Origin of the sequence: Dendrosporobacter sp. 1207_IL3150, from assembly GCF_036763085.1 — a bacterium.
Classification (GTDB): domain Bacteria; phylum Bacillota; class Negativicutes; order DSM-1736; family Dendrosporobacteraceae; genus JBAIYU01.
In genome coordinates this window covers 94,805-117,506 of record NZ_JBAIYU010000017.1, presented here as the reverse complement: position 1 = coordinate 117,506, position 22,702 = coordinate 94,805, and the positions used below count along the sequence as shown (strand labels likewise).

Genomic DNA, 22,702 nt, shown 5'->3' with positions numbered 1-22,702 from the left:
TGAGTATCTAAAGCTAATATTGCTATTATTGTATAATTTAATATTTCAGTCGTCAACAAATTTTGGCTATTTTACGAAAGTAAAAATATCCTTACTAAAACTATCGGCAAATATACGAATATCCCACTTACCTGCTGATGCACTTTTTTCTAGATGTTCTACTATACTATCAACAACAGGTATTTCAGTTGCAAAATGGCCCGCATCAATCAGAGACACACCTAAAGATAACGCTTCTTGGGCTTCGTGATATTTTACATCACCAGTAATAAGTACATCTGCTCCCATAAAAGCTGCTCTTTTAATTAACCCGGCTCCACTACCACCACAAACAGCTACTTTGTTTACAGTTTTCCCTGGGTCGCCAACCACCCTTACCCATTCGATATTTAATATCTTTTTAACTTCTAGCGTAAGTTCTTCTAATGTTTTAGTTGAAACAAGCTTGCCAATTCTCCCCAACCCCAGTTCCTTGCCTGCATTATGCAAAGGATAGACATCATAAGCAACCTCTTCGTAAGGATGACTTCTTAACATGGCTTTTATTATCCGTTTGCTTATCCTCTCAGGAAAAACAGTTTCTAACCTTAACTCCTGTACAAATTCTAACTTACCTTTTTCACCAATAAACGGCGAGGTTCCCTCTAACGGCAGAAAAGTCCCTATACCTTCTGTATAAAATGTACAATGACTGTAGTTTCCGATATAACCTGCACCAGCCTCAGTTATTGCGTTACGTACCTCTTCTATATAATCTTTAGGAACGAATACTGCTAGTTTCACTAAACGCTCTGAGAAACTCGAGGTAAGCATTTCTATCCCCTGCAAACTTAGCCTCTGTGCCAGTATATCATTTACTCCTCCTGCTGCAGTATCTAAGTTAGTATGTGCTGCAAATACAGCAATATCGTTTTTTAATAATCTGGCAATAATCCTTCCTTGTGGATTATCTGTTCGCAGATGTGCAAGCGGTTTAAAAATTAACGGATGATGTGAGATAATCAAGTTGACGCCTTTTTCTACAGCCTTTTCAATAACATCTTCTGTTATATCTAAACTAACTAAAATATTGTCAACAACTTGAGCTGGACTGCCTATCAGCAAACCTACGTTATCCCAGTCTTCTGCTAAATAACGCGGTGCTAACTTGTCAATAGCATCCATAATGACTTGGCATTTTACAGGCATTCTAACTTCATCTCCAACTCTCTTATTTTTTGCGCATACTGTTGATATTTTTCAGATTTCTTGGCCTGCTCACTTGCATCCATTTCCTTTAATATTCTCTTAGCTTGCAAAATAAGATTTTCAATATGTTCCTTTAGTAAAACCGAACGGCTCGACCACAACACCGGGCCTATATCAAATAATATTGGTTCTATCTCAATTTGTTTCCCTTGTTTTGCACTAATAATTTCATACAACCTCTCATCTTCCTTAACTAATAGTTCATCAGCAATAAACCAGCCATTTTCAACTAACCATTTACGCAATGTTGCCGAAGCGTTCATTGGCTGTAAAATAATTTGCTGCAGCGACTTAGCTGTTTCCGGAGATTTTTCGAGAATATCGACAATAGTACCTCCACCCATACCTGCAATAACAACAACATCAACCTCGTTGGGCCTAATTACATCTAGTCCATCCCCAAGCCTTAATGAAACGTCGTTTACAGCCCCATAATACTCTATAGTTTCCTTAGCTGCATGGTAAGGTCCTTTATTAACCTCTCCTGCCACTGCTGATCTAATAATATTGCTCTTTAATAAGTAAATCGGTAAATATGCATGGTCTGTACCAATATCTGCCATTACTGTGTTTTTTGGTATTAGTGATGCAACTGCAGTAAGTCTTTCACCTAGTTTCAAAATTCCACCCCATTGTTTTGATTCTATAGCCAGTAGTTATGTATCTTTAAAATAGAATTTCTAAATTATATAAAAAAATGCAAAGCATATGCTTTGCATTTAATTTCAATGGTGGGCGATGACAGGATCGAACTGCCGACATCCTGCTTGTAAGGCAGGCGCTCTCCCAGCTGAGCTAATCACCCATAGTTGGTGACCCGTAAGGGAATCGAACCCTTGATACCGCCGTGAAAGGGCGGTGTCTTAACCGCTTGACCAACGGGCCATATAAAGTTTGGTGGGCCCACCTGGGTTCGAACCAGGGACCAGCCGGTTATGAGCCGGCTGCTCTACCGCTGAGCTATAGGCCCAAATATTGAAAGCAAATTATGATAATCTGCTAAAAAGCTAATGGCTCCTCGAGTAGGACTCGAACCTACGACCGATCGGTTAACAGCCGATTGCTCTACCAGCTGAGCTATCGAGGAATATTATCAACGGATATTATTATAAAATAATCACAAAGTTATGTCAAGATCTTTTTTAGATCCTTATTATTATTTTCCTTCTGAAATTATTCTAAGAAATCTTTCAGCTTTTTACTTCTGCTCGGATGGCGAAGTTTCCTAAGTGCCTTTGCTTCAATTTGACGAATACGCTCTCTTGTAACTCCAAAATGCTGACCAACCTCTTCAAGAGTTCTAGCCCGGCCATCATCGAGTCCAAACCGCAATCTTAGGACTTTCTCTTCCCTCGGCGTAAGTGTTTCAAGTACTTCCTCAAGCTGCTCTTTCAAAAGCATAAAAGAAGCCGCCTCAGCTGGTGCTGGCGCATCCTGATCTTCTATAAAATCACCTAGATGAGAATCCTCTTCTTCTCCTATCGGAGTCTCTAAAGACACTGGTTCCTGAGCAATTTTCATGATTTCACGGACCCTGTCCACGCTTATATCCATTTCACGGGCAATTTCCTCAGGCACAGGTTCTCTACCAAGTTCTTGAAGCAATTGGCGTGATACTCTAATTAGTTTGTTGATAGTTTCAACCATATGCACAGGTATGCGTATAGTCCGCGCTTGATCAGCAATAGCTCTTGTTATCGCTTGACGAATCCACCAAGTAGCGTATGTGCTAAACTTAAAGCCCTTATTATAGTCAAATTTTTCAACAGCTTTAATCAGACCCAGGTTACCTTCTTGGATTAAATCCAAAAATAGCATTCCACGACCAACATACCTTTTTGCTATACTAACGACGAGACGTAAATTAGCTTCGGCCAAACGACGCTTAGCTTCCTCATCACCGTTTTGCATTCGAATGGCTAACTTAATTTCTTCATCGGCAGTAAGAAGCGGAACACGTCCGATTTCCTTGAGATACATCCGTACAGGGTCATCAATACTAATACCTTCTGGAATAGATAAATCAATATCTACCTCTTCAGGTGTTACTTCTTCCATATCTGAAATATCCGGATCGTCGATGTTCTCAACTTCTGGAATTTCATCAACAATTTCAATGCCTTTACTGGAGAATACTTCATACATATCATCAATTTCATCAGGAGATAAATCTTCGCTTTGGAGGGTATCCATGATTTCACCATAGGTAATTACGCCGCCGCGTTTTTTACCCTTACTCAGCAATTTATCAACATTATCGTTTGGCATACTTTTCTTCTCAGTCATTATTCCCCTCCTCCCGTAGCTATTGCAATAAATCTTCTACTATCTTTTATTTTATGAATAGTGTAGTTTGCTAATTTCATGTTTTATTCGCTGACTTTCCGCTAATTCCTGCAGAAAGCGACTATCCCCCATGCGTTGTAATTCATCGGCGCGAAGTCGATGTTGTTCATATAATTCCTTTAAATGAGCTATCCTAATTGTTTTTATGCAATCATCCACCAGCTTAGGAATATCATCATGCTGCAAATCTATTAACAAAATATGTGATAACTCAGTGTTTGCTGCTTCATTCAAAGTCATGGCAGACGATACATCATGAGCTTTTTTACCCATATTATACGCTTCAAAGAGCGATTTAATTATCTCACGGTATAGATCACCTTGAATTTCTTCAATACTGAGTTGTGCCTGAATATATGGTATAATAGTATCATCTTCCCAAATTAACCGGATAACATGTCGCTGGGCTTGGATTACCGCACTATCAATATTCTTTGAAAGTGCTACCATTCTAATAGTTTTCCCTTTATTTACATTTTTATCCTTTTGGGAAAGATCTAAATATTTACTAATTTCACTTCTAATAGCACTCTCATCAATACCTATACTTTGCGATACTTGAGCAATATGTGCATTAGCCTCTACGGCATTCGTCGCAGCAGCTAATGCTGGCACAACTTTAGCTACAACCGCAACTTTTCCCTCCAAATTTGAGTAATCAGTCCCTTGCAATGCTTGCCGAATCTGGTATTCTAATAGTGGAGTGGCTTCATCTATCAGTTTATTAAAAGCTTCTGCGCCATGCTTAATTATAAAATCATCGGGATCTTTACCATCTGGAATAGAAATAATTTTTACAGATGCACCTAAGCCGCGAACGATGGTTAAGGCTCTCATTGTAGCCATTTTCCCTGCTGCATCACTGTCATACGCAAATACTATTTCGTCAGTATATCGCATTAACTGTTTTGCCTGCTCAGCTGTAAAAGCAGTTCCAAGTGAAGCTACTATGTTGTTTACGCCAAAATTACGAGCTGTAATAACATCCATATACCCTTCGACTACAACCGCTTTTCCTGATTCACGTATAAACTTATGTGCACTATCAAAACCAAATAAAATATTCCTTTTGTTAAAAACTGGAGTTTCTGAAGTATTTAAGTATTTAGGTTGACTATTATCAATCACCCTGCCACCAAAACCAGTAACTCTTCCCCGCATGTCACATATCGGAAAAATTATCCTGTTCCTAAAACGATCTAAGATTCCTGCTGAAGACGTACGCTCTACTGCTAAGCCTGATTTTAGGAGAATATCCCGTTCGATTCCCCGCTCAGTAAATGCTGTTACTAACTTATCCCAAGCATTTGGTGCAAAACCTATCTTAAAATCGTCAATGACCTTATCCGTAACACCTCGCCGCTCTAGATACTCTTTAGCAGCTTTACCATAGCGTGTTTTCGTAAGACAAGCATGAAAGAAATCTCGCGCCAATTCATTTGCCCGCCAAATTTTAGCTAATTCTTTTTCATTTGCAATTTCCTGGGGCGACTTTTCTTTTTGCGGCAAGGGTATATTCATACGGCGTGCTAATACTTTAGCTGCTTCGATAAATACTATGTTCTCCACTTTCATAATGAAATTAAACACATTCCCGCCTGTTTGACATCCAAAACAATAAAAAAAACCTTTTTCTGGATTAACTGAAAAAGACGGTGATTTTTCTTGATGAAAAGGACAACATCCCCAATAATTTTTACCCTTTTTTTTCAGGGGTACATAGTCTGAAATAACACTAATGATATCACTCTGTGAGCGCAATCTTTCAATAAACTCATCATAAGCCATATCTTTCATAAGTTCACCCTTTATAGCGCCCAGTATACATATCTAATATTTTTATTACATTATAAGACAAAAGGTACACATATATACATTCTTACACTATATTTCATGTTTTCGCTGTTTTTTCGGATTTTCCTGCTTAATTCAATCGGCATAACTCTATTACATTAATTAAATTAACCATGGTTTGACTTTTTTCTACATTGTTTTCAGATCGTTAAGTATGCATCTGCATATTTAATACTAGATCTCTTTAGTTACTTATATTCAATATAAACAGTAAATATCCTTTTTTGCCTCTTGACAGAAAACATTTAATTTGCTTAATAATAAAACTCGACTTTCGTCGAGTTTTATTATTAAGCAAATTCATGAATCTAGTTTGAATTTAGTATCTTGCAGCTATCCATTTCGAAGGAATGAATAATTTTTCGAATATATTAACAGCAAACAAATCGGTCAAACCCGCAATATAGTCAATCACAGTCGTTTGCAGTCCCCATCGTTCTTCTCTATCTAGAAACTCTTGCGGTAACGCACCAGGATTAACCATAAAATAATCGTAAAGTTTATGTATTACATAAGCAGCCTTTTTGCGATCAGGCTCTAAGTCAACTGAATGGTAAATCCTTTTGAACATAAACTCACGCAATTCATCCATAGCTTCTTTAACTGCATCTGACATCAATATTTGATTTTTCCCTTCAGATGCAGTAATCATATCAGACACCATAACTGTTATCATATTCGATGGATTACTGCCTAGCACGGAAACTACCTTATCTGGAAGATCGCTTGGTCTTAGCATGCCAGCTCTTATACCATCATCATAATCATGGCATAAATATGCTATACGATCCCCTATTCTAACGATATTCCCTTCTAAAGTAAATGGTTTATTTGGTCCAGTGTGATTTACTATTCCATCTTTAACTTCTAAGGTTAAATTCAGTCCAGTTCCGTTTCTTTCTAAATACTCTACAATTCTTAAACTTTGCTCGTTGTGGTTATATTTACCAATTATTTCTCTCAATGCATATTCTCCAGAATGGCCAAACGGTGTATGCCCTACATCATGGCCCAGTGCAATAGCTTCAGTTAGATCCTCATTTAGCATCAGCCCGCGAGCAATAGTACGAGATATTTGAGCAACCTCTAAACTGTGGGTCATACGCATACGGTAGTGATCACCTGGAGAAATATATACTTGAGTTTTATGCTTTAAGCGCCGAAAAGCTTTACTGTGAATAATCCGGTCACGGTCTCGCTGAAAAGCAGTTCTAAAATTGCACAGTTCTTCTTCCTTTTCACGTACTGATTCCCTGCTTTTACTCGCAAATGGCGACATTAGCTTATATTCCTGCGCTTCAATACGCTCCCGTATATTCATAATAATCAGCCCCCCTTTATTTAATTATACATATACAACACCAAACAACCTAGTTAATTTTACAAAATTTACATACTCATTGCAGATTATAATTTGTTATAATACTATTAGTAAGAAAGGGGAGGATAGCTTGAAAGCCAAAATTTTCTTAATTGTCACCCTATTATTATTATTGCTAACCGCTAATGTTGCGGCAAAACCTGTAATAACTGCCGATAATACATATTATGATATAAATACTGGACAGTATGTCTTAACAGGTAATGTACATATTGAAGTGGGAAGCCGCATAATTACAGCTGGAAACGCAAGAGTCAGCATGTTCACCCGCGAGGTATGGGGAACTGGTGGCGTCACAGTAACTCAAGGTGATATTTATTTTACAGGAAGCAGTGTCTACGTTAATGGCAGCCAAGATTCAGCCCAAATAGATGGTACGGTTAATTTTTCACGTACAGGCTTAAACATCAGTGCTAATAGAGTCGATTATAATTGGCGAACTAAAATAGCTACCTTTAGCGGTAATGTTCAGTTTTCCCAAGACGGTACTACACGATATGAAAATATTTTAAGGTACGACCTGCGTAATAATGTTATATTATAGCTTAAAAAATAAATCCCCCGGAAACCGGGGGATTTATTTTTTAAGCTATAATTTTGCTAAAATCTGCAATTTTAACTGTCAAATCTGATATGGATTTAAGCAAAGCAAGCCTATTTTTTCTCACCTGAACATCTTCAACCATAACCATTACTGCTCCAAAAAAAGCGTCTATTGGTGCAACTAATGTTGACATGATATTAAGGACACTATTATAATCCTGATTCTCAATATGCTTTGCAATTTGATCATTTGCAGAAATATATGCTTGATACAAATTAACCTCAGCATCTGCTGCAAATAACGCAGGTACTACAACAGAAGAATCTGCATTTTTAGCAAGATTTCCAACTCGGGTAAATGCTTGGTACGTTTTTTGCATTACCTCTGTGCCTTCGTTTGCTATTGCTTTAGCACGCAAATAAGTGTCATAAACATCATCAATGCCTGCTGTAATAACTGCATCTATAATATCGTAGCGAACATGTTCGTCAGCTAAAACATTTTTTACACGCAAACGGAAAAAGTCTAAAACTTCATTACTAAGTTTGCTGCGTCTTGCAGAGTCGGTAACACCTAATAAATCCATAGAACTATTTATTAGATTTAATAACGATACTTTGTACTTTGCATCTACTAATATATTGACAATTCCCAAAGCTTGGCGGCGCAATGCATATGGATCCTGCGACCCAGTAGGTATTAAACCTCGGCTAAAGGTCGCTACAATATTATCAATCTTATCTGAGATACTTATAATTCTTCCGGCAGGAGCAACTGGCAGCTTATCACCTGCGTAGCGGGGCAAATAATGTTCGAAGATTGCTTCAGCAACTTCCTCGTTTTCCCCGTTAAGCAAAGCGTATTCACGCCCCATTATACCTTGAAGTTCTGTAAATTCGTATACCATACCAGTAACTAAATCGGCTTTTGAAAGTTTTGCACCTCGAATTATTGCTGGTATGATTTTTTCATCCATACCTATTTCTTGTGCAATTATATTTGCTAATTTCTCAATACGGATAGTTTTATCGTAAAGGCTGCCAAGCCCCTCCTGGAAAACTATCTTCTTAAGTTTTTCTAACCGTTCAATTAAAGGTACCTTTTGATCTTCCTCAAAGAAAAATTGAGCATCAGCCAGCCTAGCTTTTAATACTCGTTCGTTGCCGCGGCGAACTATATCAATATAGTCTGATCCACCATTGCGAACAGTTATGAAAACTGGCAATAGCTTACCATCCTTGCCAACCACCGGAAAGTATCGTTGATGCTCGCGCATAGGAGTAATAACAGCTTCTGGCGGAAGTGCCAAATATTTCTCTTCAAAGCTGCCGCATAGTGCAGTTGGATACTCAACTAAGTATATAACTTCTTCCAAGAGGTCTTCATCGATTGCCGCAGTCCCACCTTGCGCCACGGCAATTTTTTCAACTTGTTCACGAATGACTTGGCGGCGAACTTCCTGATCAACCATAACATGATTTTCAGCTAGTTTAGAGAAATACTCTTCAACTGAATTTACAAATATTTTACCTTTGCTTAAAAAACGATGTCCATAAGTATAGTTATCGCTAGTTACTTCTGCAATTGTAAATGGAACTACTTCATTTCCATATAAAGCTAATAGCCATCTGATAGGTCTTACAAAGCGCATGTCTAAATTTCCCCACCTCATATTCTTAGGGAAATTTATAGTATTAATCAGATCTGTAAGTATTTCTGGCAGCAGCTGCTGAACCTCTTTGCCCTCTTCATGAACTATCGCGTAAACATATCCATCTCTCACGATAAGTTTTTCAACAGCTATTCCCTGACCTCTTGCAAACCCTTGTGCAGCTTTGGTCGGATTTCCATTATCGTCGAAAGCGATTTTAATAGACGGCCCTTTATTCTCACTTTCTTTATCCGCCTGCTCCTCAGATAATCCGTTTATTACTAACGCTAGGCGCCGTGGTGTTCCCACTGCTCTTACTCCATCATGCTTAATGCGCAGATCAGCAAATTTATCTGCTGCCATAGTTTCTAGCTGTTTTAAGACACTTGGCATGAAGCGAGCTGGGATTTCCTCTGTTCCGATTTCTAATAGTAAATTCTTAGACATATTACTTACCTCCTTTGAGAAGCGGGTAACCCAGCTGTTCCCTTTGTTCTAAATAGGTTTGAGCACATAAACGAGCCATATTACGAACTCTTCCTATAAATGTCGTCCTCTCACTTACACTAATAGCTCCTCGAGCATCTAATAAGTTAAAAGTATGCGAGCATTTTAGTACATAATCATATGCAGGCATAACAAAGCCCAAATTTACAATCCTCAAAGCTTCTTTCTCGTACATATCAAACAACTGAAATAATAAATCAGTATCAGCTAATTCAAAGTTATAGTGAGACTGCTCTACCTCATTACGGTGGAAAACGTCACCATAGGTAACTCCTTCGACCCACTCTAAATCATAGACATTCTCTTTACCTTGAATGTACATTGCTAACCGCTCTAGTCCATAAGTTATTTCAACAGATACAGGTTTAACATCAATACTTCCAACTTGTTGGAAATATGTAAACTGAGTAATCTCCATACCGTCGAGCCAAACTTCCCAACCAAGTCCCCATGCTCCTAATGTTGGGGATTCCCAATTGTCTTCGACAAATCGAATATCATGTTTATCTGGATCAATTCCTAATTTAGCTAAACTAGCCAAATATAACTCTTGAATATTAGCTGGTGATGGTTTCATAATAACTTGATACTGATGGTGCTGGAACAAACGATTAGGGTTTTCCCCATAGCGTCCGTCAGTAGGTCTCCTTGATGGCTCAACATAAGCAATATTCCAAGGTTCAGGGCCTAATGCTCTTAAAAACGTTGCTGGATTCATCGTTCCAGCGCCTTTCTCCACGTCATAAGGCTGAGCTAAAATACACTTTTGTTCAGCCCAAAAGTTCTGCAGTGTCAGGATAATTTCCTGAAAAGTCATACTAGATTACCTCCCTAAATAAACAATTACTATTTTTACACAAATAAAAAAATCCCGTCCTCGTAACAAATAGTTACAGGGACGGGATTATATCCCGCGGTTCCACCCTGATTGGCCTAGAAGCCCACCTTGTGTATTTATTGCGAGTTTTACTTACCATAAGAAACTTATAGCTTTCCTCTCACAGCTTGGGAATGCCTTTCTCCTATTACAACTTCAGGCTTACACTATCCCCGAATCGCTGAACTAAACCATATAGGATACTTTTTCCCTCATTGCCTTATTTTATTAAAATATAGCAAAAACGCTTAGGCTTGTCAACAAAGCAGCAAATATTCCTGCTAATATTGTTTATTGTTATTGTCGTTTTCAGCTTTGTGCTCTGACATGCTGTCTTGCATATCATCAGATTCTTCACCAGATCTCACTACTTCAATTGTGCACCTTTTAAAGACCGCAACCAAAACCCCCAACGCTGCTAGCTGCGGCAGTACAACTGCACCTATAGCACCTAAAGCTACTGGAATCTCAACTAAAGTTCGACCATCACTCTTAATTCTGATACGATTAACGTTTCCCTCATGAATTAGTTCTTTAACTTTATCAATAACTTCATTTGAACGAACTGAAAATTCTTCTGTCCAATTATTATTTTTTTTAGTCTCGGCATCAACTAGTGCTTCAATTACATTACCATTGTTACGCTCAAGTATTTCTTTGGCTTCACGATACGAAACTCCTATTCGTTCGCGTATTATATCAATTTTTTCTAAAGTAATCTCTTCCATTATGCTAACCTCCACTCCAAAATTTAATATATTATAACCACAAATAATACTTGCTATCCCGATAGTGGGATTTCAAATTATATATGGATTTGTTTAATAAATTCTAAAGAGTTTAGCGGTTTTCCGAGTAAATAACTTAAATAATTTGTTAATATCTTTTCACTTTGGATAAGAGTTGCAGCATTTATTGAAAAACTCTGAGGATTATCCCAATCTATTGACATAAGGTTAGTAATAAAGGTTCTTACACTTAGGTCAAAACCCAGTAATTTATTATTATCACATTTTTCGCAAACGCTCCCACCCTTATCAAGACTAAAAAACGCTTTATCTGTTAGGTTTTGTCCGCAAATAACACAATTATCAAGATTAGGCTGGTAGCCAGCTAGCGTTAAAAGCTGCCATGCTGCGGCAGACGCCACAAGTCGGGGATTACGGCTGGATATTAAAGAAAACGCACTCAATAACAAATCATAAATATGTGGTTCGGGTTGACGTTCGGGGCAAAATTCTACAACTAATTCGTTTATAAAAGCTGCGTATGACATTATATTAAGATCTTCTCTAATCTGCTTAAAAGAATGCTTAATTTCACACTGCTTGATTGTATCTAACGCTTTACCAGGAGTTATAGACAACTCAACTTGGTTAAAAGCTTGGATAGCTCCAGCTAGTCCGCTTCTGGGACGACGGCAACCATATGCAATAGCCGCTATTTTTCCATATTCGCGAGAAAATAAAGTAACCATCCTATCAGCCTCACCCCAGTTGCGAACTGCTAATAAGATGGCCTCAGTAGAATACTGTGACATACAAAAACCTCTATGAAATTAATTTAGATCACGAGCCTGACTTTCTGGTACTACCTCAAGTTGCTGAGTATTATCATCATTACATGACCGATAAATCAGATATGCTTCAATATGTCCCGTATTTTGGAAAATTTCCCACATAACGTTTCCCAACAACATGACATCATCCTTTCGCAACTGTTAGTCTTTTTCAATTTCATCCTCAACTAAAACAGACAGAGGTGAAGCTTTCACTCGAACAATGCGAAAACCATTGACTTTAAGCACTCTAAAGTTATAATCGCCAATATTAACATTATCACCGTTTTCAGGACGCCTTCCTAAAAGTCCAAAGATATACCCGCCGATAGTGTCTTCTTCGTGCTCTTCTAAGCGAATATTGAGAAGATCGATAACATCATCCAACAGAACACGGCCATCAAATTCATAAGCTCCATCACTTAACCTCTGAATTTCAGTCTCCTCAAACCCGTCATGTTCATCTTGAATGTCGCCAACTATTTCTTCTAAAATATCCTCTAAAGCAACAAGACCAGCAGTACCTCCATATTCATCAGCTACTACCGCTAGGTGAATACGCTTACGTCGCATAAGCTGCAGCAGTTTAGCAACTGACATACCTTCAGGCACCACTAATATCTCCCTCATTATACTCCTAAGGTCCTTTTCAGCGGTGTGGACTGATTCGATATCCATAAAATCACGTAGATGTATCATTCCAATCACATGATCTTTATCCTCGATACAAAGGGGATACCTGGTATGATGTGTTTCCCTAACCACTCTTATATTTTCTTCATAAGGGTCGTCAGTAAATAAGCATACCATGTCCTGCCGCGGCACCATAACTTCTCGAGCTAACCTGTCTGCAAAATCAAATACGTTGTCTATTAGCTCACTTTCCATTTGGTTTAAAACACCACCACGGTGACTAGCACTTACAATCATCCGGAGTTCTTCCTCTGAATGTGCTAAATCAGCTTCGGAAGCTGCTTTAATGCCAAGTAATGCTAAAATTGCACGAGCGGCATGATTAAACAGTACAATAATAGGATAGCCAATTTTGTGAAAAATATAGAGCGGCCAGACGGAAAATAAAGCCATACTCTCGGCACGTTGAATTGCTAGTGATTTTGGAACCAGTTCTCCAATTACGATATGTAAAAACGTGATAATTGTAAATCCGACAGCAATGCTTATAGTTGTATGAAGCCACGCTGAACCAGGAAAATAGTTAGATACCAGGGGTTCGATTAAAGCTGAAACCGCTGGTTCCCCTAACCAACCTAATGCTAGCGATGATAAGGTGATTCCCAGCTGTGTTGCCCCAAGGTAAGTATCAAAAGATGAAACTACTTTCAGCGCTAAAACAGCTCGGCTATTTCCCTGCTGAACTAGTTCCTCAAGACGAGTTTTACGTATTTTAACAAGCGAAAACTCCGCAAGAACGAAAAAACCATTTATAAGTACAAGTAATATAGCTGTAAGAAATTTTAGTAGATCATAAAACGCAGAATCGATAACGCATCTCTCCCTCGCTGGCCCATAGGCCTATAGCGACATTGATTAGATTTTAATTATTTACCTTCCTATGCTGACGCTCAGGCATAATAGCCCCGGCCGTAACAACGTACTGCAGAGCAGTTTCACTTGTAACCTGCAAAAATATTATATCCCGTTTAGGTACGATTATATTAACACCTGATGTCATATTTAAACTCCAAGGAATAAAAACACATACATGTTCTTCTTCAAAATTTTCTGCCAAAGGCGGCGAAAGTTCTGTCATAACAAAACCAAGTGCCTTAGTACCTTCATTAGGGTATGAAACTAATACCGGCTGTTTGAATAAATTCTGAGATTCTAAAACTGCTGTTGAAACCTGTTTAAAACTCTTATAGATAACCTTAATAACAGGGATAGAGCCAAGCATTTTTTCACCAAGCTCCAACATCCTTTTAAGAAGCCAATGAGAGGATAGCCACCCAACTAGTAATATTAACATCACTACAGCAACAAGACCAATGCCGGGAAATTGAATCGGTAAGTGACGTCCTAAAACCGACTCAGCTAAGGAAAATATATTTATTACTACATATGCTGTAAGCGCTATCGGAACAATGACTATTAAACCATTTATAAAATATTTCGATATATTTTTCATAACTAACTCCTCTTAACAAATGATACCATTCAATCCAATATAGGTCAACAACACATATGTCATAGATTCTGCTACTATCCAAAACATTGCCTTTTTAAAGATTGAGAAAACTAAAGGACTTAGAGTAAACACTAAGTCCTTTAAAACAAAAACTAGTCATATCCAAAAGTGCGTAGAATGTTGTCGCGATTGCGCCAATCTTTTTTCACCTTTACCCACAAATCCAGATATACTCTTGATCCGAGTAAATTTTCAATATCCGCCCTTGCAGCCTGGCCAATTTCCTTAAGAAGCTTTCCGCCTGCACCGATTACTATTCCTTTCTGGGAATCCCTTTCAACATATACTACTGCCCTTATAAACAAATCATCATTAGGACGAGTGGTTATTTCTTCGATATCAACTGCAATAGCGTGTGGTATTTCTTCTCGTGTTACATGCAATACTTTCTCGCGAATAAGTTCAGCAATAACCAAACGTTCAGGCTGGTCGGTGATCATATCACTCGGATAGTACTGCGGTCCAGGCTCCAGATATTTCTTAATCTCAGTAACAAGCCCCTCAAGATTAGTGTGTTCTTTTGCGGATATTGGAACTACACCAGCAAAATCATGACAACTTGTATATTTTTGAATTATCGGCAAAACTTGCTGTTTAGGAATGAGGTCAATTTTGTTCACAACAAGTAGAACAGGCGTTTTTACTGCAGCCAGTCTTTCTAATATATATCTTTCCCCTGCCCCTAAATCTTCTGTTGCATCTACAACAAATAATATTACCTCTACTTCTTTCAAGGTATTTTCAGCTGTCTTCACCATATACTCGCCTAGTTTATGTAAGGGTTTATGTATTCCAGGTGTGTCAATAAACAAGATTTGTGCATCGTCTAGTGTAAGTACACATAAAATTTTGTTACGTGTGGTCTGAGGCTTATCGGACATAATAACTACTTTTTGTCCAATTAAACTGTTTATAAGGGTTGATTTGCCGACATTCGGTCTACCAATAACAGAAACAAACCCTGATTTATGCTCAGAAGTCAAATTATATCATCTCCATTCAAGTCATTCTTCTTAAAGGAAAAAGGCAGTAGCTCATCTAAACTCACAATTTTATGTTCGCCTTTAATATTACATAAAATTATTTCATCTATACCAAATTCAGCAATAACTTGCCGGCAAGCTCCACACGGAGCTGTTGGATTAACAGTATCCGCAATGATGGCAATTGCTTTAATTTCGGTAATGCCTTCCGAAACAGCTTTAAAAATTGCTGTACGTTCAGCACAATTTGTAAGTCCGTAAGATGCATTTTCAATATTGCACCCTGAAAAAATTTTACCATCTACGCCTATAACAGCTGCACCTACTTTAAATTTTGAGTAAGGAGCGTAAGCATTATCACGAGCTTTAACGGCAGCCTCGATTAATTCATGCATTTAGAATACCTCCTACTAAAGAATCCGCTGGCAAAAGAGAACATACCCTAAAATTAAGGCAGCTATCGCTGCAACTAATACAGCTCCAGCTGCTAGATCTTTTATAACTTTCGCAATTGGATGATAATCTGGATGTATAACATCTACTATCTTTTCAATGGCTGTATTAAACATCTCGGCTATTATTACCAAGGCTATAATTATCACGAGAACCGCTATTTCAAGTTTTTCTAATCCAAACCACAAGGCAAATAATATTGAAATAACCGCTGCACAACAGTGAACTATCATGTTGCGCTCATTTGTCAAAGCATATTTTAACCCTTGAAAAGCATTCTTAAATGCAATTTGTAATGAATTTTTTCGCATAGCTAGTCACGAGTTATTCCAAGGTTGGAAAGCACATATTCTTCTTCTTGCCGCATTTCAATACGTTCGGCTTCATCTTCATGATCATACCCTAATAAATGCAGCATACCATGTACTGTTAAAAAGGCAATTTCTCGTTCCAAACTGTGACCATATTCTACGGCTTGACGCTCTGCTGTTTCAAGAGAAATAATTATATCCCCAAGTAGATTTTCTTGCGGTCCATTAATTATATCAGGCTCTTCTCCTTCATTTAACGCGAAAGATAATACATCGGTCGGACAGTCTTTTCCGCGATAGACTTTGTTAAGCTGCTTAATATACTCATCATCAGCAAGTACAATACTAACTTCATTATGTTCTTCTATGTCATACAGTTCAGCACTCTTTTTTAGCACTGACATCAGCGTTTGTTCCATTTGCGGTGTTACAATCGTCTTTTCCTGTAAGTTGCTTAGTACTATTTCCATTCTTGTTCTTTCTCCTTTCAAGCTCCTTTAAAGCATCAGGATATTCAATCCGCGTGTGAAACATACTTGATAGTATTCTGATGTAAGCATCGCCAATAATATTTAAATCTTTTAACGTCAAATTACATTCATCTAATTGCCCATCATGCAAACGCTCCCGAATAACCTTTCTTACAGTTGCTTCAATTCGATTAACATTGGGTTTTGCGAGCGATCTAACTGCCGCTTCGCATGCGTCTGCCAGCATAATTAATGCGGCTTCTTTTGTTTGCGGTCGTGGTCCTTCATATCGAAAATCTGCCTCGATAATACAATCACCATGTTCATTCTCAGTAGCTCGCTTATAGAAATACGAAACAAGCATTGTTCCATGATGCTGCTGAATAATATCCACTATAATCTGGGGCAGATTGTAGTCGCGACATAGATCTACACCATCTTTTATATGTGACGTAACTATTAACGTACTTAAAGAAGGCGCGATTTTATCATGCGGATTCTCCGCACCAAATTGATTTTCGACGAAAAAATATGGTCGTTTAATTTTTCCAATATCATGATAATAAGCACCTACTCTAACTTTTACCGGATCAGCACCTATCATATCTGCTGCAGCCTCCGCCAAATTTCCAACCAAAATGCTATGATGATAGGTCCCTGGTGCTTCTAAAAGAAGGCGCTGCATTAACGGATGATTCGACTGTGCTAAATCTAAGAGTTTAATTGGCGTAGTAATATTGAAGGTGTTTTCCAAATATGGCAATAACCCTGTTGTTATTACAGCTGCGCCAATTCCACTAAACACACCTAGTAACCCCTGAACAAGAACTTGTGTTCCCTCTATTTGCTGCATTAGTCCGGTTGCGCCTATTACCAGAAAGTTTATACCTGCAATCCAAATTCCCGTTTTCGTTAAGCTGTAGCCGTGAGTCATTTTCGACACACTGTAAACACCTACAATGCTTCCAATGAGAGCCGCCGCAACGGCACGCAAATCATGGTCAACAATGACACCAAATAACAGCGAAAGTACTACGCTAACCACTAAGCCAACACGAGCATCAATTAAGATAGCCGTCAATAACGCACCTATTGCAATTGGAGCTGCAAAATCCGAGTAATAGTGGGCTACCTTACCTAACAATAGTGAAACAAGCAGTATTAGCCCAAGCAATACGAGGTGTAAGTCATTCGAATAAACTTTGTGGGCAAATTTATACAGGTACCCCAACATAACAGCAATAACAGTTAGAACATATATTGTTAAGCCAAAGATTCTCAGTTCATTAAATTGACCTTTATGCAGACCGAGTTCTTCCATAGCATGAATTTGCTCGCTTGTAACTACATCACCACGCCGGACTACAACTTGTCCCTTTTTTATAGTCTCCCTAACTGATTCTATGCTTGACAGAGCAGCCTGTTTACGTTTATCTGTCTCACGTATATTTAGGATAAAATTCGGCTTTAAAAGCTGCTGGGCAATACCGGCAACAACAGCCTCGCCATTTTTACTAAGCCCAATTTCTTCAGTTTCAATTACAATATGCTTTCGAGCAACGTCCAATTCATCATCGCGTATACCTCTCTGGAAATATTTGCGTAATAATGAAATGGTATGTTCTTCTGCTTTTGTTAAACTAGCTTCATCTAAACTAACTAACCCAGATAACGTTAAATGTGATAACGAAACTGGAAGAGCTTGCTTTAGCTTTTCAATTCTTTCATCGCTCGACGTGACACTCTTATCAGCTAATCCAGTCCGTGCTGCATTAAATATCGCCTTTACGCTTTCTTCAGCTTTGACAAGTACAGCGACATCAAGATCATACACATTGGCAACACTTGCCAAAACCTCTGATTCTAGCTTTTTAGTTTTAATACTATCAACATAGGAAATAGTCCGAGGGGCAATAATATCACGATCACTAACTTGTCCTACTTGATAAGCTACTTTATCAGGAATAAGATCAGCTGATAAAACAATCATAAAAAGAAAGAAAAAAGCCATACCAAGCACAATACGTCGTGCAACCGGTTTAGCGTATATGCTGTTGGGCTGCATGAAGAGATCCCGCAGTCTATTATTAAGCGACACCATTCTTACTCAACCCCAATCAAGGTACGAAAATATAGCCCATACCTATTTTTTTTCTTGTTCATACCGATCATATGCTTTAATAATTTTACCTACAATCTCATGTCTAATTACATCACTGTCATCAAGTGTTATGATTTCAATACCTTGTATGCCGCTTAACACTTGTTGGGCTTGTCTTAACCCTGACAAAGAGCCATTCGGCAAATCAGTTTGGCTCAGGTCACCTGTAACAACCATCTTTGAACCAAACCCTAGTCTAGTTAAAAACATTTTCATTTGGGGTGGAGATGTGTTTTGGGCCTCGTCCAATATTATGAAAGCATCCTCTAACGTACGTCCGCGCATATACGCCAGAGGTGCAATCTCGATTATATTTTTTGACATATATTTTTGAAAAGTTTCCATTCCTAAAATGTCTTGCAGGGCATCATATAGTGGACGCAAATATGGATCTACCTTTTCTTGCAAGTCTCCAGGCAAAAACCCTAGTTTTTCACCTGCCTCAACAGCTGGCCTAGTTAAAACTATACGATCAACTTCTTTTTTCTTCAAGGAAAAAACTGCCATTGCAACCGCAAGATAAGTCTTCCCAGTTCCTGCAGGACCTATTCCAAAAGTAATATGATTATGGCGAATAGCTTCTAAGTAAACACGCTGACCAAGTGTTTTTGGCTTTATATGACGGCCGCGAGCCGTCACAAGAACTGTATCACCAAAGATTTCATGTAAATTATCAGCTTTTCCTTCTTGCAGCAGCTTTACACTATATTTTATATCATGACTTGTAACTGGACTTCCTTGCCTGTAAAGGTAAAGAAGTTCAGAATATAGTTTAGTTAATTTTTCGACATCACTTGGCACGCCCGTGATTATTAATTCTTCGCCGCGGCAGATGATTTTCGCCATAAAAGCACTACTAACAATATTTAGATATTCATCATTTTTACCTAATATCGCAATTGCTTCCTGATTATCTGCAAAATTAAAACGTTTCTCTGAATTTTGCTGCAAAGACACTATCCTCCCTTATTGCTGAGAAATAACGATACTTTGACCTATTTCTTCTTCTGCTTCAATGGTTACCTTAACTCTAACCAAATTAGGTTCTGAGGTGTTTATAAGCTCTATATTACGAGATAGAATATTTGCCGTTTCCGGAATATTTCTCTGAACAGTTTCTAGGGCTTTGCTTTTCGCCTGGTCGCGAGCTTCCTCTAAAGTAATTTCTGACGTTTTTTCTTCTAATTCATGAAATATATTAATAATTGATTCGACGACAAAGTCACTATTCCTCCACCTAGGAAGCTTTTTATGGATTACCTCTGTATCATATAGCTTAAACTGTTCTTGTTGAGAGTTTTTTAGGACTATCTCGTTAGAACCTATCTTTAGTATTACAGATACTTGTTGCTCGCCTGTCCTTTCGTGTATTGCTTTTACTAGCTCAGACTCACCATAACTTTCGTACCAAACCCTAGCTTTAACAATTCCCTTTGCCTTTATCAACTGTTGAGGTACTGAAATAATAGGCGGCTGATCCGCTGATGTGGGACTTGTAATTTGTTCTGGTATAAATCCTTTGATAAGTAAGTCTCCTCTTTTAACTGTATCACCCTTTTTTAAAGTTGATTGACCAGCTAAAATTATAGCTTCTGTAATAATCCCATCCTTTGCTGCTACGATATGAGCAGGCGACTTGTCCTCAGGTTTTGCTATATTCTTCTCAACTACCTCAACAACGGCTCGCGTGCCGCTAAAGGTCACACCAACCCATGCTACTTCAGGAAGATTAACTAAAATTTCATTCTCGATGTGCTTAGAATTTATATTGTTTTTCATCGCGCCTGGTTTTAAACCTTGAGAATACGCTATTTCCTTAACCCTATCACTTCGCAGATTTTTTATGCCAATTACATCAACAAACCAAATATATGAGGCTAAAACATTTAAAACAATAAAAAAAATGACTGGACCTATTAATAATATTTTTCTTTTCTTCAACCTCTTTACCGTGAACGGCAACCCGTAACGCTTTATTATAGAAACTCTAGTTCTGCTTTTTCTAGCAATTGCTCTTATTGTATAAAAATCATTTAAGAACATCCACACAAATAAATCTGATCCGCTCTTATTTATTCCCCATAACAGTATATTTTGTGCGACACATAAATTAATAAATTTTTCGGGCATGTGGCCGGAAACCTTTACTTTTATCGCCCCATTTATATATTTCGCCATACTAAGCGTCATATCTTATTTCCTCCACCGTTCCCTCAACCAAAATTTGCTCTATCTGCAAGTTGCCTAAAGTAAAATTAGCACCAGAAACAATTAATTCTCCTTGATTTAACTTTATCCGTATCAACGAAGGGGTGTACTCAATAATTCCCTTATGGTTTTCTACCAATAGTTGCTTATTACCTAGCATAGTTATTCTTGGTAAATCCATTACAATATCCTGCGGTATTTCAAGCAAGCCGGCTAATCTTTGTAAACGACCTTTCTTAGGTGATTGCATGCCACTCCCTCCCTCCATATAGAAGTGTATGCCGGTCATATGTGTTTATTACTATAAAACTTATACTTGCTAAAATAGAAAAAGCGTGGCTTCCCACGCTTTTTAAGCAATAAACTAGATGAAATTATTCGGGGTCATACAGCCTGGTATAGATCCATTTGTGATAAATTGATCTCCATAGCGCTTAGATAAAAAATCTTCATACTTGTGTACTTTTACCGGTGCTGCAAATCGCATATAATTTGTAGCAATTATCATTTCACCACAGTCTAGATTTTTTATTTCATTACGCTGCTGCAAAATGTCTTTACGACACATAGCCTCGAGTTTAGTACGATCTGCTTTTGAAGCCAGCCCTAAAATAAATAACGTATTAAGCTGAGATAGCACCTTATCAGCAAGTAATCTTGGCTGTTGATCAACTACGCACATACCTAAATTAAATTTTCTTGCTTCACTTACAAGTCGCGCAAAAACATTATTACTGCTTTGCTCTTTTTTACCAAGAAAACGATGTGCTTCCTCTAGAACAATCAGCACAGGCTTTACCTTAGACCGATCGACATCGGACTTTGACGCATAGTTTTGCAGCAGTTTCTTAGACAGCAGTGTAGATAGAGCCTGCTCGCCTACAGGTGAAACACTTTTTAATTCAACCAGCACAACTTTCCCTTGTTCAAGATCCTGCATTATATTACTGATAACTGTCTGCTGTTGTTCACCCATGTTTAATTCTTGCTCTAGATTCCAGCAAATACTCTTAATTTTGCTTATTGTACGCGAATGAAATTTCTGACCAGTACTTCCTGCCAATTCGTCAATTATGTCACTTGTGTCGTATTTTAAAACGTAATTCATCCAATTTTCTTGCCAAACCGTAGATAGTTTATAAATCGCATCCAGCTGAGGCTCAGAGAATGTTGCACAGGCTGTTATATCTTCGGGATCTATTTCGTCAAAATTTACAGTTAGTTTTTTGCAATGATCTGCTTGGGGATTTGTGTTGTACACACTAAGCCGATTAGCAGCCTGCGGATGAGCAGCTAGGTCTTTAAAGTATTCATTATGAACATCAAAAACCAGTAATCCATAATTGCCATTATCAATTATTGAGCTTGCTAATACTTTTACGAGATTACTTTTTCCTGAACCTGTCGTACCAAAAACTCCAATATGTTCAGTAATGGCCTTAGAGCCATAAATTCCAACTGGTAATTCCATAATGCCGCGTCCACTTTTTAAAAAGCCTATTTCTAAATCGCCTTTCATTTCTGATAACAATTCAGTGTCTTCATCGCTCAGCGAGCGAACTTGACAAAAGAAATCTGGACAAGTTTTTGGATTAAATAAATTACCCTCCGGATCTGAAAAACAAAGCTGTTCTGCCATACCTATCTTCACAGTATGGTTTCCGCCTAAATAAAAATCCAATTCTTCTTGATCCTGAACTTGTCCATTGTCATCTAACTTACTCATTAAATATCCCACGCCATTTAAACCAGACCAACGTGACTTAACTTTAAAATCATAAGCCCTAATGTAAAATCGCTCACCATTGCTGCCTTCTACCGCTAAAATATCGCCAAAATCAACATCCTGGTTAGGAGCGACAACGAATTCAACATATGTTCCTTTTGCATATGTCAGGCGGCCTTTATATTGTGACATTGTTCATGCCTCCCTTTTTTGGCAAT

22 protein-coding genes and 4 tRNA genes are annotated in these 22,702 nt (G+C 38.1%); 1 reads left to right on the top strand and 25 read right to left on the bottom strand.

Annotated elements, in window-relative coordinates:
• Positions 1–66 precede the first annotated feature (66 nt).
• From V6C17_RS09600 to V6C17_RS09560, 9 genes are all read right to left on the bottom strand, one after another.
• On the bottom strand, positions 67–1,188 hold the full coding sequence (locus tag V6C17_RS09600; RefSeq protein ID WP_333522350.1) for a Nif3-like dinuclear metal center hexameric protein: 1,122 nt from the start codon (positions 1,186–1,188) through the stop codon (positions 67–69).
• Entirely contained in the window at positions 1,179–1,868 is a 690-nt protein-coding gene (locus tag V6C17_RS09595; protein ID WP_333522349.1) for a tRNA (adenine(22)-N(1))-methyltransferase, read from the bottom strand. Before V6C17_RS09595 ends, V6C17_RS09600 begins: the two co-directional genes overlap by 10 nt.
• Positions 1,869–1,977: 109 nt before the next feature.
• Positions 1,978–2,053, bottom strand: a tRNA-Val gene (locus V6C17_RS09590).
• 5 nt (positions 2,054–2,058) lie between these two features.
• Positions 2,059–2,133: transfer RNA gene (locus tag V6C17_RS09585), tRNA-Glu, on the bottom strand.
• A gap of 10 nt (positions 2,134–2,143) precedes the next feature.
• Positions 2,144–2,218 (bottom strand) — tRNA-Ile (locus V6C17_RS09580).
• A gap of 41 nt (positions 2,219–2,259) precedes the next feature.
• A tRNA-Asn gene (locus tag V6C17_RS09575) sits at positions 2,260–2,335 on the bottom strand.
• Positions 2,336–2,421: 86 nt separating this feature from the next.
• On the bottom strand, positions 2,422–3,534 hold the full coding sequence (gene rpoD / locus V6C17_RS09570; protein WP_333522348.1) for an RNA polymerase sigma factor RpoD: 1,113 nt from the start codon (positions 3,532–3,534) through the stop codon (positions 2,422–2,424).
• A 51-nt stretch (positions 3,535–3,585) separates the two neighbouring features.
• Positions 3,586–5,391, bottom strand: a complete 1,806-nt coding sequence (gene dnaG / locus V6C17_RS09565) for a DNA primase (RefSeq protein WP_333522347.1) — start codon at positions 5,389–5,391, stop codon at positions 3,586–3,588.
• A 376-nt stretch (positions 5,392–5,767) separates the two neighbouring features.
• Complete coding sequence (locus V6C17_RS09560) at positions 5,768–6,769, bottom strand: deoxyguanosinetriphosphate triphosphohydrolase (RefSeq protein WP_333522346.1); 1,002 nt, start codon at positions 6,767–6,769, stop codon at positions 5,768–5,770.
• Positions 6,770–6,899: 130 nt separating this feature from the next.
• Here V6C17_RS09560 and V6C17_RS09555 point away from each other — a divergent pair, with 130 nt between their 5' ends.
• Positions 6,900–7,373 (top strand): LptA/OstA family protein, encoded by a 474-nt coding sequence (locus V6C17_RS09555; protein WP_333522345.1) that lies wholly within the window; start codon positions 6,900–6,902, stop codon positions 7,371–7,373.
• A gap of 40 nt (positions 7,374–7,413) precedes the next feature.
• Here the strand turns inward: V6C17_RS09555 and glyS are convergent, their stop codons facing one another.
• The 16 genes from glyS to V6C17_RS09475 form a co-directional block, all read right to left on the bottom strand.
• Positions 7,414–9,471 carry a glycine--tRNA ligase subunit beta gene (glyS, locus tag V6C17_RS09550; RefSeq protein ID WP_333522344.1) on the bottom strand — a complete coding sequence of 686 codons (2,058 nt, stop codon included), beginning with the start codon at positions 9,469–9,471 and terminating at the stop codon, positions 7,414–7,416.
• A gap of 1 nt (position 9,472) precedes the next feature.
• The gene (glyQ, locus tag V6C17_RS09545) at positions 9,473–10,348 is read right to left on the bottom strand and encodes a glycine--tRNA ligase subunit alpha (protein WP_333522343.1); all 876 of its coding nucleotides are present in this window, start codon (positions 10,346–10,348) and stop codon (positions 9,473–9,475) included.
• A 341-nt stretch (positions 10,349–10,689) separates the two neighbouring features.
• Positions 10,690–11,136 (bottom strand): DUF4342 domain-containing protein, encoded by a 447-nt coding sequence (locus tag V6C17_RS09540; RefSeq protein WP_333522342.1) that lies wholly within the window; start codon positions 11,134–11,136, stop codon positions 10,690–10,692.
• A 77-nt stretch (positions 11,137–11,213) separates the two neighbouring features.
• The gene (recO, locus tag V6C17_RS09535) at positions 11,214–11,948 is read right to left on the bottom strand and encodes a DNA repair protein RecO (RefSeq protein ID WP_333522341.1); all 735 of its coding nucleotides are present in this window, start codon (positions 11,946–11,948) and stop codon (positions 11,214–11,216) included.
• Between the two features lie 18 nt (positions 11,949–11,966).
• On the bottom strand, positions 11,967–12,107 hold the full coding sequence (locus tag V6C17_RS09530) for a YqzL family protein (protein ID WP_333522340.1): 141 nt from the start codon (positions 12,105–12,107) through the stop codon (positions 11,967–11,969).
• Positions 12,108–12,128: 21 nt separating this feature from the next.
• On the bottom strand, positions 12,129–13,427 hold the full coding sequence (locus V6C17_RS09525) for a hemolysin family protein (RefSeq protein ID WP_442891480.1): 1,299 nt from the start codon (positions 13,425–13,427) through the stop codon (positions 12,129–12,131).
• Positions 13,428–13,521: 94 nt separating this feature from the next.
• A complete protein-coding gene (locus V6C17_RS09520; protein WP_333522339.1) occupies positions 13,522–14,112 on the bottom strand; it encodes a DUF502 domain-containing protein in 591 nt (196 codons plus the stop codon).
• Between the two features lie 152 nt (positions 14,113–14,264).
• On the bottom strand, positions 14,265–15,155 hold the full coding sequence (gene era, locus V6C17_RS09515) for a GTPase Era (RefSeq protein ID WP_333522338.1): 891 nt from the start codon (positions 15,153–15,155) through the stop codon (positions 14,265–14,267).
• Positions 15,152–15,550, bottom strand: a complete 399-nt coding sequence (locus V6C17_RS09510; RefSeq protein WP_333522337.1) for a cytidine deaminase — start codon at positions 15,548–15,550, stop codon at positions 15,152–15,154. Before V6C17_RS09510 ends, era begins: the two co-directional genes overlap by 4 nt.
• A 15-nt stretch (positions 15,551–15,565) precedes the next feature.
• Positions 15,566–15,919 (bottom strand): diacylglycerol kinase family protein, encoded by a 354-nt coding sequence (locus V6C17_RS09505; protein WP_333522336.1) that lies wholly within the window; start codon positions 15,917–15,919, stop codon positions 15,566–15,568.
• A 2-nt stretch (positions 15,920–15,921) separates the two neighbouring features.
• On the bottom strand, positions 15,922–16,389 hold the full coding sequence (gene ybeY, locus V6C17_RS09500) for an rRNA maturation RNase YbeY (protein ID WP_333522335.1): 468 nt from the start codon (positions 16,387–16,389) through the stop codon (positions 15,922–15,924).
• A complete protein-coding gene (locus tag V6C17_RS09495) occupies positions 16,298–18,490 on the bottom strand; it encodes an HD family phosphohydrolase (protein WP_333522334.1) in 2,193 nt (730 codons plus the stop codon). Before V6C17_RS09495 ends, ybeY begins: the two co-directional genes overlap by 92 nt.
• Before the next feature lie 42 nt (positions 18,491–18,532).
• Positions 18,533–19,507 (bottom strand): PhoH family protein, encoded by a 975-nt coding sequence (locus tag V6C17_RS09490; protein WP_442891472.1) that lies wholly within the window; start codon positions 19,505–19,507, stop codon positions 18,533–18,535.
• A gap of 9 nt (positions 19,508–19,516) precedes the next feature.
• Positions 19,517–20,740, bottom strand: coding sequence for a sporulation protein YqfD (yqfD, locus tag V6C17_RS09485; protein WP_333522332.1), 1,224 nt, complete (start codon positions 20,738–20,740; stop codon positions 19,517–19,519).
• Positions 20,730–21,008 (bottom strand): sporulation protein YqfC, encoded by a 279-nt coding sequence (gene yqfC / locus V6C17_RS09480; RefSeq protein WP_333522331.1) that lies wholly within the window; start codon positions 21,006–21,008, stop codon positions 20,730–20,732. The genes yqfD and yqfC overlap by 11 nt, the downstream gene beginning before the upstream one ends.
• A 114-nt stretch (positions 21,009–21,122) precedes the next feature.
• Positions 21,123–22,676: an ATP-binding protein gene (locus V6C17_RS09475; RefSeq protein WP_333522330.1), complete on the bottom strand. Its 1,554-nt coding sequence runs from the start codon at positions 22,674–22,676 to the stop codon at positions 21,123–21,125.
• Between the last annotated feature and the right edge of the window lie 26 nt (positions 22,677–22,702).

What these genes read in the sequence shown, in the direction of transcription:
- V6C17_RS09600 (WP_333522350.1), bottom strand. Translation starts at nt 1,188, where the DNA reads ATGCCTGTAAAATGCCAAGTCATTATGGATGCTATTGACAAGTTAGCA.
- rpoD (WP_333522348.1), bottom strand. Translation starts at nt 3,534, where the DNA reads ATGACTGAGAAGAAAAGTATGCCAAACGATAATGTTGATAAATTGCTG.
- dnaG (WP_333522347.1), bottom strand. Translation starts at nt 5,391, where the DNA reads ATGAAAGATATGGCTTATGATGAGTTTATTGAAAGATTGCGCTCACAG.
- V6C17_RS09560 (WP_333522346.1), bottom strand. Translation starts at nt 6,769, where the DNA reads ATGAATATACGGGAGCGTATTGAAGCGCAGGAATATAAGCTAATGTCG.
- glyS (WP_333522344.1), bottom strand. Translation starts at nt 9,471, where the DNA reads ATGTCTAAGAATTTACTATTAGAAATCGGAACAGAGGAAATCCCAGCT.
- glyQ (WP_333522343.1), bottom strand. Translation starts at nt 10,348, where the DNA reads ATGACTTTTCAGGAAATTATCCTGACACTGCAGAACTTTTGGGCTGAA.
- V6C17_RS09540 (WP_333522342.1), bottom strand. Translation starts at nt 11,136, where the DNA reads ATGGAAGAGATTACTTTAGAAAAAATTGATATAATACGCGAACGAATA.
- recO (WP_333522341.1), bottom strand. Translation starts at nt 11,948, where the DNA reads ATGTCACAGTATTCTACTGAGGCCATCTTATTAGCAGTTCGCAACTGG.
- V6C17_RS09530 (WP_333522340.1), bottom strand. Translation starts at nt 12,107, where the DNA reads ATGTTGTTGGGAAACGTTATGTGGGAAATTTTCCAAAATACGGGACAT.
- V6C17_RS09520 (WP_333522339.1), bottom strand. Translation starts at nt 14,112, where the DNA reads ATGAAAAATATATCGAAATATTTTATAAATGGTTTAATAGTCATTGTT.
- V6C17_RS09510 (WP_333522337.1), bottom strand. Translation starts at nt 15,550, where the DNA reads ATGCATGAATTAATCGAGGCTGCCGTTAAAGCTCGTGATAATGCTTAC.
- V6C17_RS09505 (WP_333522336.1), bottom strand. Translation starts at nt 15,919, where the DNA reads ATGCGAAAAAATTCATTACAAATTGCATTTAAGAATGCTTTTCAAGGG.
- ybeY (WP_333522335.1), bottom strand. Translation starts at nt 16,389, where the DNA reads ATGGAAATAGTACTAAGCAACTTACAGGAAAAGACGATTGTAACACCG.
- V6C17_RS09495 (WP_333522334.1), bottom strand. Translation starts at nt 18,490, where the DNA reads ATGGTGTCGCTTAATAATAGACTGCGGGATCTCTTCATGCAGCCCAAC.
- yqfD (WP_333522332.1), bottom strand. Translation starts at nt 20,740, where the DNA reads ATGACGCTTAGTATGGCGAAATATATAAATGGGGCGATAAAAGTAAAG.
- yqfC (WP_333522331.1), bottom strand. Translation starts at nt 21,008, where the DNA reads ATGCAATCACCTAAGAAAGGTCGTTTACAAAGATTAGCCGGCTTGCTT.
- V6C17_RS09475 (WP_333522330.1), bottom strand. Translation starts at nt 22,676, where the DNA reads ATGTCACAATATAAAGGCCGCCTGACATATGCAAAAGGAACATATGTT.